This window comes from Microbacterium timonense, from assembly GCF_900292075.1.
Taxonomy (GTDB): domain Bacteria; phylum Actinomycetota; class Actinomycetes; order Actinomycetales; family Microbacteriaceae; genus Microbacterium; species Microbacterium timonense.
On the sequence record NZ_OLMV01000003.1, the window covers coordinates 533,972 to 546,644 of the forward strand.

The window sequence follows — 12,673 nt, forward strand, 5'->3', positions numbered from 1 at the left end:
GGACCATGGCCAAGCAGCTGGTGGTGCGCCTGCGCCCCGACGGAACGGTGGATGCCGAGACCATCGGCATGCACGGACCGGAGTGCCTCGACCACATCGAAGCGCTCGAGGCGCTGCTGGATGCCGAGACCGTCTCGTCTCAGTTCACCCAGGACTACACGGCGACCGCGGTGGAGGAGCCCACTGCGGTGGAGGCAGAGCAGACGGACGGCCTGCGGTGATCCCGCTCGCGGAGTCGGCCGGAGTCGGCGGCGACGGCTCGCTCCTGGCCACCGTCGCGCCCGGGAGCCGGTCCGCGCAAACACTGCGCTGGTCGCGGTTCCTCGCCGCGACGGAGGCCGAGGGACCGGGCGTCCGCGCCGCCGTCTGGCTGCAGGGCTGCGCCGTGCGATGCCCCGAGTGCTTCAATCCGCAGCTGTGGGCGGATCGTGGCGGCGTCGTGTCGTGCACAGCAGAGATCGCCGAGGAGTGGGTGGCCCAGGCCCACGCGGCGGGTGCCGAGGGGGTGACCCTGCTCGGCGGCGAGCCCTTCGACCAGGCGGGAGCTGCGGCATCCGTCGCCCGCGCGTTCCGCGCCGCGGGCCTGAGCGTGATGACGTTCACGGGCTACCCGCTGGATCGGCTCGCGGCCTGGGCCGAGGCCGGTCGGGACGACATCGGGGCACTGCTCGCGTCGACCGACCTGCTCTGCGACGGGCCGTACCTCCGCGATCTGCCCGACCTCTCGCGCCCCTGGGTGGGTTCGCGCAACCAGGGCGTCCGCGCGCTGACAGACCGCTACGCCGACGAGGTGCGCCGGATCGCCGGAGCGGGCGGCGCCGATCGGCTGGAGGTGCGCATCACGCGCGGAGGCGGAGTCGAGGTCAACGGGTGGGCGACGGATGCCGCGCTCGCCGCGCTGCTGGACGACCTCGGCCCGCGCATCGACAGCCCCGCGCAGGTGGCAGCCCGCGCACTCGGACGAACCGAAGTGGAGGTCGCGCGATGAGCGTGTCGCTGATCCTGATCCCCGCGGCGCTCGCCGCCGTCACCGCCATCACGGCGACGGGCGGCATCGGGGCCCTCACACAGACCGGCGGCGCCCGTGACGAGGACCGCACTCCCGAGGTCGACGTCGCCGAAGGCGAGGGGCCCCGCCCGGTCTCGGTGCGCACGCGCATGAAGGACCCGGACCTGCTCGCCGACGCGCTGCAGGACATCGGTGCCACCGCCGTTGTGCGGCACGGCGATGGGCTCTCGGCCGAGATCGACGGCGTCGAGCTGACCATGACGCGGTCGCCGGAGGGAGTCTGGGCGGCGCATTTCCAGCGTGCCGACGGGCTCGAGCTCTCCGAGGCCGAAGCGGGCGCGATGGTCGAACGCCTGGACGCGGCGTATGCGCTGCGCGTGCAGGAGGCCGTGGCGGCGCGGATCCGCGAGCGCGCGGCGTCCGCGGGGTTCGAGCTGGTGTCGGAGACCCGTGACGAGGACGACACCGTCACGATGGTGCTCGATGTGAAGGACTACGCATGAGCGGCTCGAAGGCCGCCGCCACGGACGCTCCGAGCATCGGGTGGATGCTCGGGATGAGCTCGTGGATGCTGCTGACGGTGGTGCCCGGTCCGACCCTCACCTGGCTGGGCTTCTCGATCATCGGCGTCGCGTCGCGCAGTCGGCGGCTCATCATCCTCGGGGTGGTGTGGGGCGCCGCTGCGATCCTGGCGAGCCTGGAGCTCTGGGGTCAGTGGCAGCCGCTGGTGCGCGCGATCGTCTACCTCGCGGGGATGCTGGTCGCCCTCATGGTCAACCCGGGCTGGCTGCGTGCGATGTGGCAGCGGCGCACGGAGCGCGGGGGCGGCACCACGACCGCGTCGCGCACGCGCGAGACGACGTGGCATCGGGCGGCGGCAACCACCTCCGCCACGACGACGAAGGCTCCGTCACGTCCTTCGCGCAGTGCCCGGCGCAAGGCGGCCGCGGCAGCGAGGGCGGCCGAGGCGAAGCGCGCGCGCGGCGCGACGGCCGCGGCCGGCAAGACGAAGACGACGGATGCCGCGGCCCCTTCCTCTTCGAAATCGCCAACCGGGGAGGCGGCCGAGCTCGCGTCGGCGGTGGGGTATTCGACCGACGATCTGCTCGCGGCGGACCTCACGCCGGAGCCGATCGACGTCAACACCGCCGGTGCGTCGGAGCTCGAGAAGCTCCCGGGAATGACGCGCTCTCGCGCGCGACGCGCGGTCAAGGAGCGCGAGGCGCAGGGCGGGTTCACCTCGGTCGAGGACTTCGGAGAGAGTGTCGGCCTGCAGCCGCACGAGATCGTGCGCCTGCGCCGGCTGGCCACGTGCTCCCCGCGCCCGCGCGGCGCCCGTCGCTTCGGCCGCCGCGTCGACTACTGACCCCCCGGCGGTTTGCTGTCCCCCGCTACTCGACCGGGGCGTAGGCAGCGGGAGCGGGCTGGAGCAACCGGGACACCACGTACGCGGCATCCCGTTCCATGCCCATCAGCGTGGGCGAGGCGACGGAGTACTGGAACGGCAGCCCGACGAATGCGAGACCCGGCACCCGTGCCACGACACCGCGTTCGTGAGCGACGGCGCCGCGCTCGTCGAAGACGTCGGGGATGTCGATCCACTGCAGGTCGGGCAGTGAGCCCGTGCACCAGACGACGGTCGCGGCATCCACCTTCTCCCCACTCTCCAGAACGGGGAGCCCATCCTCCACGCCGGCCACCCGCCCGGCCTGCCTGACACCGGCCCTGCGCAGGTCGGCCAGGTGGTTGCGGACGAGGTTGACACCGTGGCCACGGTGGGCAGCGGCGAATCGGCGTCCGCGCTCGGTGTCGAGAGTGAGCGCCCGCAGCCGGCGGATGAAGATGCTGCTCATCAGGTTGCCGATGGGGGTGTCGATCCGCGCCGGCACCTGGCCGGGGTGGCGGCCGGCGAGCACCGTCTCGTGTCCGGATGCTGCGGCCTCGAGCGCGATGTCGGTTCCCGAGTTCGCCGCACCGACCACGAGCACGGCACCGGGGGCGAGATCCTCCGGCCCGTGGTACTCGAGTGAGTGGAGGGCGCGGATGGCCGGATTCAGGTGGGCGGCGAACGGCGGCAGGATCGCGCGGTGATGAGCGCCGGCAGCCACCACGACCTGCGTCGCGATGATCTCGTCGCCTGTCGACAGCTGCAGATGGAAGCGTCCGTCCGGGCGCGCCGTCAGCCTTTCGACCCGCGTCGAGAGCCGCATCGGCGCTCCGATCGCCGCAGCGCACGTCTCCAGATACTCGGCGAAGCCGATGCCGGTGGGGAACTCGAAGTAGCCGATGCCCAGCCTCGTCCCCGGCAGCTCCGCCCACCGCCGCGGCGTGAACAGCCGCAGCGAGCGGTAGCGCTCGCGCCAGGTGTCACCCACCCGGTCGTGGGCGTCGATGATCTCGAAGTCGACGCCGTGGGCGGCCAGCAGCCGTGCGGTGTGAAGGCCCGCTGCTCCTGCGCCGATGATGACGGTGTCGCGTGTTGTCGTGTCCATGATTGACCTCCCGACGCTCACGCTAGGAGGGCGGAATCCGCCGGACATCGGCAGAAATGACCAATTGGAGCGGGGCGGACCGGCGCCATGGGCGCGTCAGGAAGCCGCAGTGAGGCCGTGTTCGAACGCGTACGCCGTCGCGGCCGAACGGCTGGGCGCCCCGAGCTTCGCCAGGATGTTGCCGACGTGACGGGCGACGGTGCGCTCGCTGAGGAACAGGTGCTCCGCGATGCGCCGGTTCGACCAGCCGCGCGCGACGAGGGAGAGCACCTCGCGCTCCCGGCGGCTGAGGCCCGGTCCGGGACTGGCCGCAGCGGCCGCCGCGATGTGCTCCAGCCGCATGAGCGCAGGGATGGCGCCCAGCCCCTCCAGCACTCCGCGCGCCGCGTCGAACTCGAGCTCAGCACCCTCCGCATCGCCGATGTCGCGGATCGCCACACCGATGGAGATGCGGGTGAGAGCCGCCTCGTACGGGGCATCCAGGCGGCGCCACGCGGCCCACGAGGTGCGCAGCGCGGCGAGAGCCTCCTGGGCTCTTCCGCCTGCCAGTGCCACCTCACCGACGGCCCGGGAGCAGAGGGCGCGAAGGTAGAGCGAATCGAACGCGGCCGCGCAGCGCTCCAACTCGCGGGCGGCCGCGTCGGCGGCGGGCAGGTCCGCACGGTCCAGGGCGATGCGGACGGCGGCGGCCAGCACTTCGGCCCGCAGGCCGGGCTCGACGGCCGTCGCCCGAGCCGCTTGCAGCCCTGCCCACGCTGCCGCCAGTTCTCCGGTGTCGCGGTGCACAAGCGCGAGCTCCGGCTGCGGGTCGCGGCCCAGTGCGGCGGCCCTTCGCAGGGCATCGCGGGCGGCTGCCGCGCGACCGGCGACACGGTGCAGGTCAGCGGCGCGGTACCAGGCGTTCGCGAGGGTCTCGGCGCGCTTCTCGGTGGCGCACACCTGCGCGGTCGCCGAGGCGGCCGCCTCCCACTCGCCGCCGAGCTGGAGCACCGTGGCGCGATGGAGGGTGCATTCACCGCGGAACGGCTCGAGCCCGTGCTGCGAGTCGCACCAGTCGCCGAGCTCCCGGGTCCAGATCCGGGCGCGCTCGATATCGCCGCGACCGAGCAGGCTCGCGATCACCGCGCAGTATGCGGGCCCGGCGGCGCGATCGCTGGCGCGTCCGTCTGCGATGAGAAGCATGACCTGGTCGAGCTCGGCGAAGGCCTCCTCCGGCCGACCGGCGCGCAGCAGCGCGCGACCGAGGCCCATGGTCGCGAGGGCCAGCGTGTCGGCGTCGCCGGCGGCATCCGCCTGCTCGACGGCGGTCTGGAAGAGCGTGACGGATGCCTCGGCATCCCCCCGCGCCGTCGCCCGTACGGCGACGCACAGCGCACGGGCCGCATCGGTTGCGGGCGTGGCGTCGTCGCGGGCGCACAGTTCCATCAACCGTCCCATCCATGCGCCGGCGCGGATGGGGTCACCCCGCTCGCTCAGGGTGAAGCCCAGCCAGAACACGCACCTCACCGCCGACGAGAGGTCGCCGTCGTCGAGATAGCGCAGGTGCGCCCGTTCCCACGCGCGGAGCGAGACGTCATCGCGACCCACGAACCACGCCGCTTGGCCGAACTCCTCCAGCTCGTCGCCGGCCAACGCGGCCTCGCGGGCGGCGAGCTCGTCGAACCGGCCCGTCCAGTCCACGACATCGGGGTCGCGGATCGCCATGCGCACAGTATGGGCGCGTCCGACCTCGCCGACAAGGCCGCCGCCGCTCCGGATCCCGGGGCGCGGGCGTCAGATCTTGGCGTCCTGGCGGGGGATGAAGACCTGCTTGATGATGAGCAGGATCGACGCCGTCACGGGGATGGCGACGAGAGCGCCGAGCAGCCCCAGCAGTGTGCCGCCGACCATCGCGCCGATCACCACGAGGGCGCCGGGCACCGAGATCGCCTTGTTCATGACCCGCGGGGTGAGCACGTACGCCTCGAGCTGCATGTAGATGAGGTAGATGATCGCGAAGATCAGTGCCGGCACCCACCCGGTGAACAGCGCGATCGTCGTCGCCGTGATCCAGTACAGCACCGAACCGATCAGCGGGATCAGCGTGATGAGGAACGCCAGCACACCCATCAGCGCCGGGAACGGCAGGCCGAGGAAGAGGTGCAGCAGGAACGCCACGACCGAGTTGCAGAAGGCCAGCACCACCATGCCCATCAGGTAGGCGCCGATCGAGTCGGTGATCTGGTCGGTCATCGCGCCGGCCTTGCGCCGGTTGCGGGCCGGTGCGAAGCGGATGAACGCGACCTTCATCGCGGGCAGTCCGGCGAGGAAGTACAGGCTCAGCACGAGCACGATGATGAGCCCCGAGATCGCCGTGCCGACACCGACGGCGAAGTTCAGGACCCCGCCGCCGATCGCGGCGATGTTGGCCGGGTTCGTCAGGAACTTCTCGACCTGATCGGTCATGTCGCCGACCTGTGCGCCGAACGTCGAACTCAGCCACGCGTAGAAGTCGGACTTCTGGAACTCGTCGACGGTCTGCGGCAGGTCGCTGAAGAACTGCCCGACCTGTCTCACGAGCGTGGGGACCACCAGCAGCATCACACCGATCAACACCAGTGCGAATGCGGCGTACACGATCACGATGGCCCACGGCCGTGAGACGTTGTGCCGGCCGAACCAGCGCACGACGGGATCCAGGCCGAGCGCGACGAAGAGCGCGAAGACGACGTAGATGATGATGGTCGAGAGGTTCCAGAACGCCAGCCCGAGCGCCACGGCCGCCAATGCGCCGAGCGTCAGCACCAGTCCGAGCCGGAAGGGGCTGTTGAGGTTGGCCCAGAAGGTCTTGCCGGGGGGTGCCTCTCCGGTGAAGACCGGCTGGTCCACCTCGGAATCTCGCTGCGCCCGCTGGGCGTCCGTTCCCGCGGTCCCGTCGACGGAGAGGGGCTCAGCGGCCTCGGCGTCGGTGGCGCCGAGAGAAGGCGAAGCGTCGGTCATGGTCACACTCTAGGGCTGTGCCGTCGGCCCACACGAGGGCCCTACCGCAACTTCACGCTGATCGCGTGACGTCGCGTCACGCGCCGGGAGGCGGGCGGACGAGCCGGTATCGTCGAGGGGCGAGGAGGACCCCCATGACCGAAGACCCCACGGCGACGCTGAGGCGGCTGCGCAGCAGCATCGACAACATCGACGCCGCGCTGGTGTACCTGCTCGCGGAGCGCTTCAAGGCGACGAAGCAGGTCGGTCATCTGAAGGCCGAGCACGGCATGCCGCCGTCCGACCCGGCTCGTGAGGAGCAGCAGGTCGCCCGCCTGCGGACGCTCGCCGAAGAGGCCGACCTCGACCCGGCCTTCGCCGAGAAGTGGTTCAACTTCGTCGTCGCCGAGGTCATCCGTCACCACGAGGAAGCCGCCGACAGCCGCTGACGTGTACGCGGGAACGACGGATGCCTCGGCCCCCGCATGTGCGCGGGCCGAGGCATCCTCTCCGCATCCGGGCCGGAAGCCGACGACCCGGAGGGGCGCCGGTCAGGGCACCGCGCGCCGCAGCGTCAGGTACGAGATGCCGGCGAGGACCACGGCCAGCAGCAGCCCCCAGAGGGCGAGTCCGAGCGCGCCCTGGCTGCCGATCCACGAGAACACCTCCAGCCACGCCTGCATCTGGCCGATCCAGAACATCGCGAGGACGAGCAGGGCCGCGATGCCGACGAGCACGCTGGTGAGCACGACCGAGCCGAATCGCTTGTAGATCGTCGCCGCCCAGAAGCCGACGACGAAGAACAGCATGGTCACCGTGAAGAAGAAGATCCCGGCGCCGAGCGCGCCCGCCTCCCAGATCCACGGCAGATAGAAGAAGTACCCGTTCATGCCCCAGCCGCCCGTGGCCTCTTCAATCAGGCCGCCCGCGACGAAGATCAGGGCGAGGATCGCCCCGGTCATCACCGCGGTCAGGAGGGTGCCGAGGTAGAACTCGCGGCGCGTCACGCTCATCGCCTGCGAGAACGGGAATGTGAGGGTGAGCGCCTGGATGCCGACGACGCCGAAGTACCACAGCGGCGCCTGCGCCCCACCGCCGTACATCGGGCCACCGACCCCCGAGTTCATGAGGATCGCGTAGATCGCGAGGGTGACCAGCAGCGCGCCGCCGAGGACCATCAGCGGCACCCAGATGTAGGTCTGGCGGTTGATCAGCTGCATGCGGACGACGCTGACCGTGCGGTTCATCGCAGTGCTCCTTCATCGAGGTCGGTGGTGGCGGATGCGGTGGCGGATGCCGCGCCCGCGGTCTCCGCCGAGTGCTGGGTGCTGCGGACGATCAGCTGCTGCAGCGACACAGGCGCCACGTCCAGTCCGGCGGCTGCCAGGCGAGCGCGGTCATCGGCCGTCAGGGCGCCCAGCACCGTGACGGATGAGACGTGCCCGAGGCTCTCGCGGTGGAGCACCTCGCGCCCCGCGACGAACGCGTCCACCGCGGCGCTGTCGCCGACGATGTTCGCGGCGCGGTCGCGCACGGCCTCCGTCGACTCGTCCATGACGATCCGGCCACGGTCGATCACGAGCACCCGCTCGATGAGGTTCGAGACCTCGTCGATGAGGTGGCTCGAGAGGATCACCGTGCGCGGGTGCTCGGCATAGTCCTCCAGGAGCCGGTCGTAGAAGATCTGGCGGGCGACGGCATCCAGTCCGAGGTAGGGCTCGTCGAAGAACGTGATCTCGGCGCGGGACGCGAGGCCGATGATGACTCCGACCGCCGACAGCTGGCCACGCGAGAGCTTCTTGATCCGGCGCTTGAGCGGCAGTTGGAACTCGGCGATGAGCCGGTCCGCGAGCTCCTGATCCCAGTTCGGGAAGAAGAGCCGGGCCGTCTCGAAGGCGTGTCGCGGCAGCGCGTCGTCGGGATACTTCTGGCTCTCGCGCACGAAGCACATGCGCGAGAGCGCCTTGGCGTTCTCGTACGGGTCCATGCCGAACACCCGCACGTCGCCGCGGGTGGCGAAGTTCTGGGCGGTGAGGATCGACATCACCGTGGTCTTGCCGGCGCCGTTGCGGCCCAGCAGCCCGTAGATCGTGTCCTTCTCGATGGTGAAGCTCACGTCGTCGACCGCGAGAGTGTCGCGGTAGCGCTTGGTGAGGTTCTTCACCTCGATGACGGGTGTCCCGGTCGTCATCGTGCGTTCCCTTCCGTGGAGGTGGCGACATGCGCGGCGGCGCGGTCGCGGATGAGCGCTGCGAGGTCTTCCGTGTCGAGGCCGAGCTTGCGGGCCTCGATCAGGAGCGGTTCGACGAAGCGGTCGGCGAAGACGCTGCGACGCTCTGCGAGCAGCCGGTCCCGCGCCCCCGGCGCCACGAACATCCCGATGCCGCGCCGCTTGTACAGCACGCCCTTCTCGACGAGCATGGCGACTCCCTTCGCCGCTGTTGCGGGATTGATGCGGTAGAACGAGGCCAGCTCATTGGTCGAGGGTGCCTGCGTCTCTTCGGGAAGCGACCCGTCGACGATGGAGTCCTCCACGCTCTCGGCGATCTGGAGGAACAGCGCTCGGCCTTCTTCGATCACGTCCACCCCGCTTTATCGGTTACTTACTCCACTAAGTAACCACAGAACCGGCTCGACGTCAACCGGCTCGCGCCGTGCGCGTGTTATCGCGCGTGCGCGAAGTAGCGAGACGGCACCACCGTGTCCAATTTGCGACGCTTGGAGACCGCGTGAAACCCTGGATCAGGCCCCTCACGGGGCCGTTCCCGACCAGTCCGCGACCGCCGGTGGCGTCCCTGGGTGATGCCAGACCGGCGGGCGTATGGTCGGCGGCTGCAGCGCGGATCCGACATCCGCTGCCCGCGCGGCCGCCACCCGGGCGCAACCGCTGCAGCTCCTGCACGGAAGCTGCCGAGGTGCACTGTGACGCTTCGTCCTGCCATCGAGGCGAAGAACCTGTTCAAGGTCTTCGGACGCAATCCCCGCGACGTCGTGCGGCGTCTGCGAGCCGGCGCGACGCGTGTCGAGGTCGCCGATACGGCGTCGGCCGCCGTCATCGACGCGAGCTTCACCGTTCAACCCGGTGAGATCTTCGTGATCATGGGGCTGTCCGGCTCCGGCAAGTCCACCGTCATCCGCATGCTCAACGGCCTGCTTCCGCCGACGGCGGGCGAGGTGCTCGTGCAGGGACAGAGCGTGACCCGAGGCTCTGCGAAGACGCTTCGCGGCATCCGTCGACGGTCCATCTCGATGGTGTTCCAGCACTTCGCGCTGCTGCCACATCTGTCCGTGCTCGACAACGCCGCGTACGCGCTGGAGATCCAGGGAGTAGGTCGCGACGAGCGCCGGGCGCGGGCACGGGCGATCCTGGATCGCGTGGGGCTCGGTGACCGCGCCGATGCGATGCCTGACGAGCTCTCGGGTGGGATGCGCCAACGCGTCGGGCTGGCGCGCGCGCTCACCGCGGGCACCGACATCCTGCTGATGGACGAGGCGTTCTCGGCGCTCGACCCCCTGATCCGCCGTGAGATGCAGGAGCAGTTGGTGGAGCTCCAGCGGGAACTCGGGCGCACGATCGTGTTCATCACCCACGATCTCAACGAGGCGATGTTCCTCGGCGACCGCATCGCGGTGATGCGCGACGGGCGGATCGTGCAGAACGGCACGCCGGAGGAGATCCTCACCGATCCCGCCAACGACTACGTGGCCCAGTTCGTGCAGGACGTCGACCGTGCTCGCGTACTCACCGCGGGTTCGGTGATGGCGCCGCCGGTGGCAACGACTCCGGTGAGCGCCGGGGTCCGAGGGGCGCTGCGCGTCATGCGCGACCTCCAGGTGGGTGCGGTCGCGGTGATCGAGAATCGCAGGTTCCTCGGCACCGTGACCGATCGGGCGGTCATCCGCGCGGTCAAAGACGGGCGCACCGACCTGCGCACCCTCGTGCGTCGCACCCATCCGGTCGTGCATCTCGACGACCCGCTGACCGACGTCGTCGAGCGTTCGGTGGAAAGTCCCGTCCCGGTCGCCGTCCTTGACGACGCCGGGCGCCTTGTGGGCACCATTCCGCGCGTGACGCTCCTCGCCGCCCTCGGCAACGTGCCGCCCGTGACCCGCGAGAACCCCGTCATCGACCTGCCCGCCAGCGTGCCCGCCAGCGAGATCTCCGACACCCTGGCGGTCGTGGAACAGCCGTCCACACCGGGCGCCGTGGCGGCGAGGTCCGGTCCTCCGACACAGGTCGGTGTGAGCGCATCGCGACACCTCACCCCGGGAGGCGCACGGTGAACGATCTGTTCCGTCTTCCGCTCGGCGACGTCGTCGAGACCGGGGTGCGGTGGCTCATCGACATGCTGGGCGGCTTCTTCGACGCGGTCGCCGTGCTCTTCCACAGCTTGTACGACTGGCTGGACGCATCGCTGTCGACCCCGCCCTTCTGGGCCGTGATCGTGCTGGTCGCCGCCTTCGCATACTGGTCGAAGGGGCTCGCGCTCGCCGTGGGGAGCGCCGCGGGCCTCCTCGTCATCGTCGCCGTCGGGCAGTGGGCGAACGCCATGGACTCCCTCGCCCTTGTGCTGCTGGCGGCCCTCGTCGCCGTCGCGATCGCGGTGCCGTTGGGCATCTGGTCGGCCCGCAACGACCGCGTCTCAGCGGTGCTGCGCCCGGTGCTGGACTTCCTGCAGACGATGCCGGCGTTCGTGTATCTCATCCCGGCGATGCTGATCTTCGGCGTCGGCCCCGTGCCGGGCATGGTCGCCACCATCGCCTTCGCGCTGGCGCCGGGCGTACGACTCACCGAGCTCGGCATTCGCGGCGTCGATGCGGAGATCGTCGAGGCGGGGCATGCGTTCGGCGCCTCGCCCGGTCGCATCCTGCGCCAGATCCAGCTGCCGCTCGCCCTGCCGAGCATCATGGCGGGCGTGAACCAGGTGATCATGCTGAGCCTGTCGATGGTCGTCATCGCGGGCATGGTCGGTGCCGGCGGTCTGGGCGGCCAGGTCGTGCAGAGCCTCAGCCGCATCGACATCGGACTCGGCGTTGAGGCGGGACTGTCCGTCGTCATCCTCGCGATGATCCTCGACCGGGTGACGGCCGGCTTCTCTGCGCCCCGCGCGCGCACGCCACGGAAACAGACGGATGCCGCGGCCGCCGCCGTCGAGGATGCGAGCCGTGCCGACGCGGAGGCGGCCCCACCACGAGGGGCTTCGGCATCCGCGCAAGACTCTCCCGCGGCACGCGCCCGCGAGACCCTGCACGCCTGAGCCGGAGGAGGATCGGACATGAAGAAACAGCGCATGATCGCCGCAGTTCTCGCCCTGACCGGCACCGTGGCACTCCTTGTGAACGGTGCCGTGGTGCAGGCCGGCGCGGGCAGCGCCGACGAAGGCCGTCTCACGATCGCCGTCTTCAACGGCTGGGACGAAGGCATCGCCGCGTCCGAGCTGTGGAAGGCAGTGCTCGAGGAGGAGGGGTACTCTGTCGAACTCGCCTACGCCGACCCGGCGGCCGCGTACACCGGGATCGCCAAGGGCGACTACGACCTCACGCTGGACACCTGGCTGCCGCTCACCCACGCGGAGTACATGCAGACGTACGGCGACGACCTCGTGGACCTCGGCGCGTGGAACGACGAGGCGAAGCTCACGATCGCTGTGAACGAGGACGCGCCCATCGACTCCCTCACCGAGCTCGCGGCGAACGCCGAAGTGTTCGGCAACCGGATCGTGGGCATCGAGTCCGGCTCGGGGCTCGTCACGGTGACGCAGAATGCGGTCGTCCCGGGGTACGGGCTGGACGGTATGGAGCTGGTCACCTCGTCGACTCCCGCGATGCTGACCGAGCTGCAGGTGGCGACCGAGGCGGGGCGGGATGTCGCCGTCACGCTGTGGCGGCCGCACTGGGCGTACAACGCCTTCCCGCTCAAGGACCTCGAGGACCCGCAGGGTCTGCTCGGCGATGCGGAGGGCATCCACACCGTGACATCGGCCGGCTTCGCCGAGGAGTTCCCGGAGGTGGCCACCTGGTTGCAGGCGTTCCGGATGGACAACGAGCTGCTGTACTCGCTCGAGGATGCCATGTTCGGCCAGTACGACGGCGATGACTACGGACCCGTCGTCGAGAAGTGGATGGCCGACAACCGCGACTGGGTCGCCCGGCTCACTCACCGACCCCCGCCGGTCGAGTAGCGAAACGAATCGAGACCCTGGGGTCCCCCGGA

14 protein-coding genes are annotated in these 12,673 nt (G+C 70.4%); 8 read left to right on the plus strand and 6 right to left on the minus strand.

From position 1 onward, the window contains the following. Positions 1 to 5 precede the first annotated feature (5 nt). From C9992_RS11755 to C9992_RS11770, 4 genes are read left to right on the plus strand one after another with little or no spacing between them, the layout of a single operon-like run. Positions 6 to 221, plus strand: coding sequence for a DUF2997 domain-containing protein (locus C9992_RS11755; protein WP_106815759.1), 216 nt, complete (start codon positions 6 to 8; stop codon positions 219 to 221). Further along, complete coding sequence (locus tag C9992_RS11760; protein WP_235008204.1) at positions 218 to 988, plus strand: 4Fe-4S single cluster domain-containing protein; 771 nt, start codon at positions 218 to 220, stop codon at positions 986 to 988. Before C9992_RS11755 ends, C9992_RS11760 begins: the two co-directional genes overlap by 4 nt. After that, positions 985 to 1,512: a hypothetical protein gene (locus C9992_RS11765; protein WP_106815760.1), complete on the plus strand. Its 528-nt coding sequence runs from the start codon at positions 985 to 987 to the stop codon at positions 1,510 to 1,512. Before C9992_RS11760 ends, C9992_RS11765 begins: the two co-directional genes overlap by 4 nt. After that, positions 1,509 to 2,375 (plus strand): ComEA family DNA-binding protein, encoded by an 867-nt coding sequence (locus C9992_RS11770; protein WP_106815761.1) that lies wholly within the window; start codon positions 1,509 to 1,511, stop codon positions 2,373 to 2,375. Before C9992_RS11765 ends, C9992_RS11770 begins: the two co-directional genes overlap by 4 nt. Before the next feature lie 25 nt (positions 2,376 to 2,400). On the opposite strand, the gene C9992_RS11775 is transcribed toward C9992_RS11770, so the two are convergent. The 3 genes from C9992_RS11775 to C9992_RS11785 all read right to left on the minus strand — a co-directional run bounded on the left by C9992_RS11775 (position 2,401) and on the right by C9992_RS11785 (position 6,480). Beyond that, the gene (locus C9992_RS11775) at positions 2,401 to 3,501 is read right to left on the minus strand and encodes a flavin-containing monooxygenase (RefSeq protein ID WP_160150879.1); all 1,101 of its coding nucleotides are present in this window, start codon (positions 3,499 to 3,501) and stop codon (positions 2,401 to 2,403) included. A gap of 96 nt (positions 3,502 to 3,597) precedes the next feature. Continuing rightward, positions 3,598 to 5,205, minus strand: a complete 1,608-nt coding sequence (locus tag C9992_RS18540; protein WP_106815763.1) for a LuxR C-terminal-related transcriptional regulator — start codon at positions 5,203 to 5,205, stop codon at positions 3,598 to 3,600. A 69-nt stretch (positions 5,206 to 5,274) separates the two neighbouring features. Next, complete coding sequence (locus C9992_RS11785; protein ID WP_106815764.1) at positions 5,275 to 6,480, minus strand: AI-2E family transporter; 1,206 nt, start codon at positions 6,478 to 6,480, stop codon at positions 5,275 to 5,277. Between the two features lie 134 nt (positions 6,481 to 6,614). On the opposite strand from C9992_RS11785, the gene C9992_RS11790 reads away from it, so the two are divergent. Beyond that, the gene (locus C9992_RS11790) at positions 6,615 to 6,908 is read left to right on the plus strand and encodes a chorismate mutase (protein ID WP_106815765.1); all 294 of its coding nucleotides are present in this window, start codon (positions 6,615 to 6,617) and stop codon (positions 6,906 to 6,908) included. A gap of 102 nt (positions 6,909 to 7,010) precedes the next feature. On the opposite strand, the gene C9992_RS11795 is transcribed toward C9992_RS11790, so the two are convergent. The 3 genes from C9992_RS11795 to C9992_RS11805 are packed head-to-tail and all read right to left on the minus strand — an operon-like array spanning position 7,011 to position 9,039. Beyond that, positions 7,011 to 7,706: a hypothetical protein gene (locus C9992_RS11795; protein WP_106815766.1), complete on the minus strand. Its 696-nt coding sequence runs from the start codon at positions 7,704 to 7,706 to the stop codon at positions 7,011 to 7,013. Then, positions 7,703 to 8,650: an ABC transporter ATP-binding protein gene (locus C9992_RS11800; protein WP_106815767.1), complete on the minus strand. Its 948-nt coding sequence runs from the start codon at positions 8,648 to 8,650 to the stop codon at positions 7,703 to 7,705. Before C9992_RS11800 ends, C9992_RS11795 begins: the two co-directional genes overlap by 4 nt. Next, complete coding sequence (locus C9992_RS11805) at positions 8,647 to 9,039, minus strand: GntR family transcriptional regulator (protein WP_106815928.1); 393 nt, start codon at positions 9,037 to 9,039, stop codon at positions 8,647 to 8,649. Before C9992_RS11805 ends, C9992_RS11800 begins: the two co-directional genes overlap by 4 nt. A gap of 342 nt (positions 9,040 to 9,381) precedes the next feature. Between C9992_RS11805 and C9992_RS11810 the strand changes: the two genes are divergently transcribed. From C9992_RS11810 to C9992_RS11820, 3 genes are read left to right on the plus strand one after another with little or no spacing between them, the layout of a single operon-like run. Next, the gene (locus tag C9992_RS11810) at positions 9,382 to 10,743 is read left to right on the plus strand and encodes a quaternary amine ABC transporter ATP-binding protein (protein ID WP_235008205.1); all 1,362 of its coding nucleotides are present in this window, start codon (positions 9,382 to 9,384) and stop codon (positions 10,741 to 10,743) included. Then, positions 10,740 to 11,717 carry an ABC transporter permease gene (locus C9992_RS11815; RefSeq protein ID WP_106815768.1) on the plus strand — a complete coding sequence of 326 codons (978 nt, stop codon included), beginning with the start codon at positions 10,740 to 10,742 and terminating at the stop codon, positions 11,715 to 11,717. The genes C9992_RS11810 and C9992_RS11815 overlap by 4 nt, the downstream gene beginning before the upstream one ends. Before the next feature lie 18 nt (positions 11,718 to 11,735). Further along, positions 11,736 to 12,641, plus strand: a complete 906-nt coding sequence (locus C9992_RS11820) for a glycine betaine ABC transporter substrate-binding protein (RefSeq protein ID WP_106815769.1) — start codon at positions 11,736 to 11,738, stop codon at positions 12,639 to 12,641. The last annotated feature ends 32 nt before the right edge of the window (positions 12,642 to 12,673 follow it).

What these genes read in the sequence shown, in the direction of transcription:
- C9992_RS11755 (WP_106815759.1), top strand. Translation starts at nt 6, where the DNA reads ATGGCCAAGCAGCTGGTGGTGCGCCTGCGCCCCGACGGAACGGTGGAT.
- C9992_RS11765 (WP_106815760.1), top strand. Translation starts at nt 985, where the DNA reads ATGAGCGTGTCGCTGATCCTGATCCCCGCGGCGCTCGCCGCCGTCACC.
- C9992_RS11770 (WP_106815761.1), top strand. Translation starts at nt 1,509, where the DNA reads ATGAGCGGCTCGAAGGCCGCCGCCACGGACGCTCCGAGCATCGGGTGG.
- C9992_RS11775 (WP_160150879.1), bottom strand. Translation starts at nt 3,501, where the DNA reads ATGGACACGACAACACGCGACACCGTCATCATCGGCGCAGGAGCAGCG.
- C9992_RS18540 (WP_106815763.1), bottom strand. Translation starts at nt 5,205, where the DNA reads ATGGCGATCCGCGACCCCGATGTCGTGGACTGGACGGGCCGGTTCGAC.
- C9992_RS11785 (WP_106815764.1), bottom strand. Translation starts at nt 6,480, where the DNA reads ATGACCGACGCTTCGCCTTCTCTCGGCGCCACCGACGCCGAGGCCGCT.
- C9992_RS11790 (WP_106815765.1), top strand. Translation starts at nt 6,615, where the DNA reads ATGACCGAAGACCCCACGGCGACGCTGAGGCGGCTGCGCAGCAGCATC.
- C9992_RS11795 (WP_106815766.1), bottom strand. Translation starts at nt 7,706, where the DNA reads ATGAACCGCACGGTCAGCGTCGTCCGCATGCAGCTGATCAACCGCCAG.
- C9992_RS11800 (WP_106815767.1), bottom strand. Translation starts at nt 8,650, where the DNA reads ATGACGACCGGGACACCCGTCATCGAGGTGAAGAACCTCACCAAGCGC.
- C9992_RS11820 (WP_106815769.1), top strand. Translation starts at nt 11,736, where the DNA reads ATGAAGAAACAGCGCATGATCGCCGCAGTTCTCGCCCTGACCGGCACC.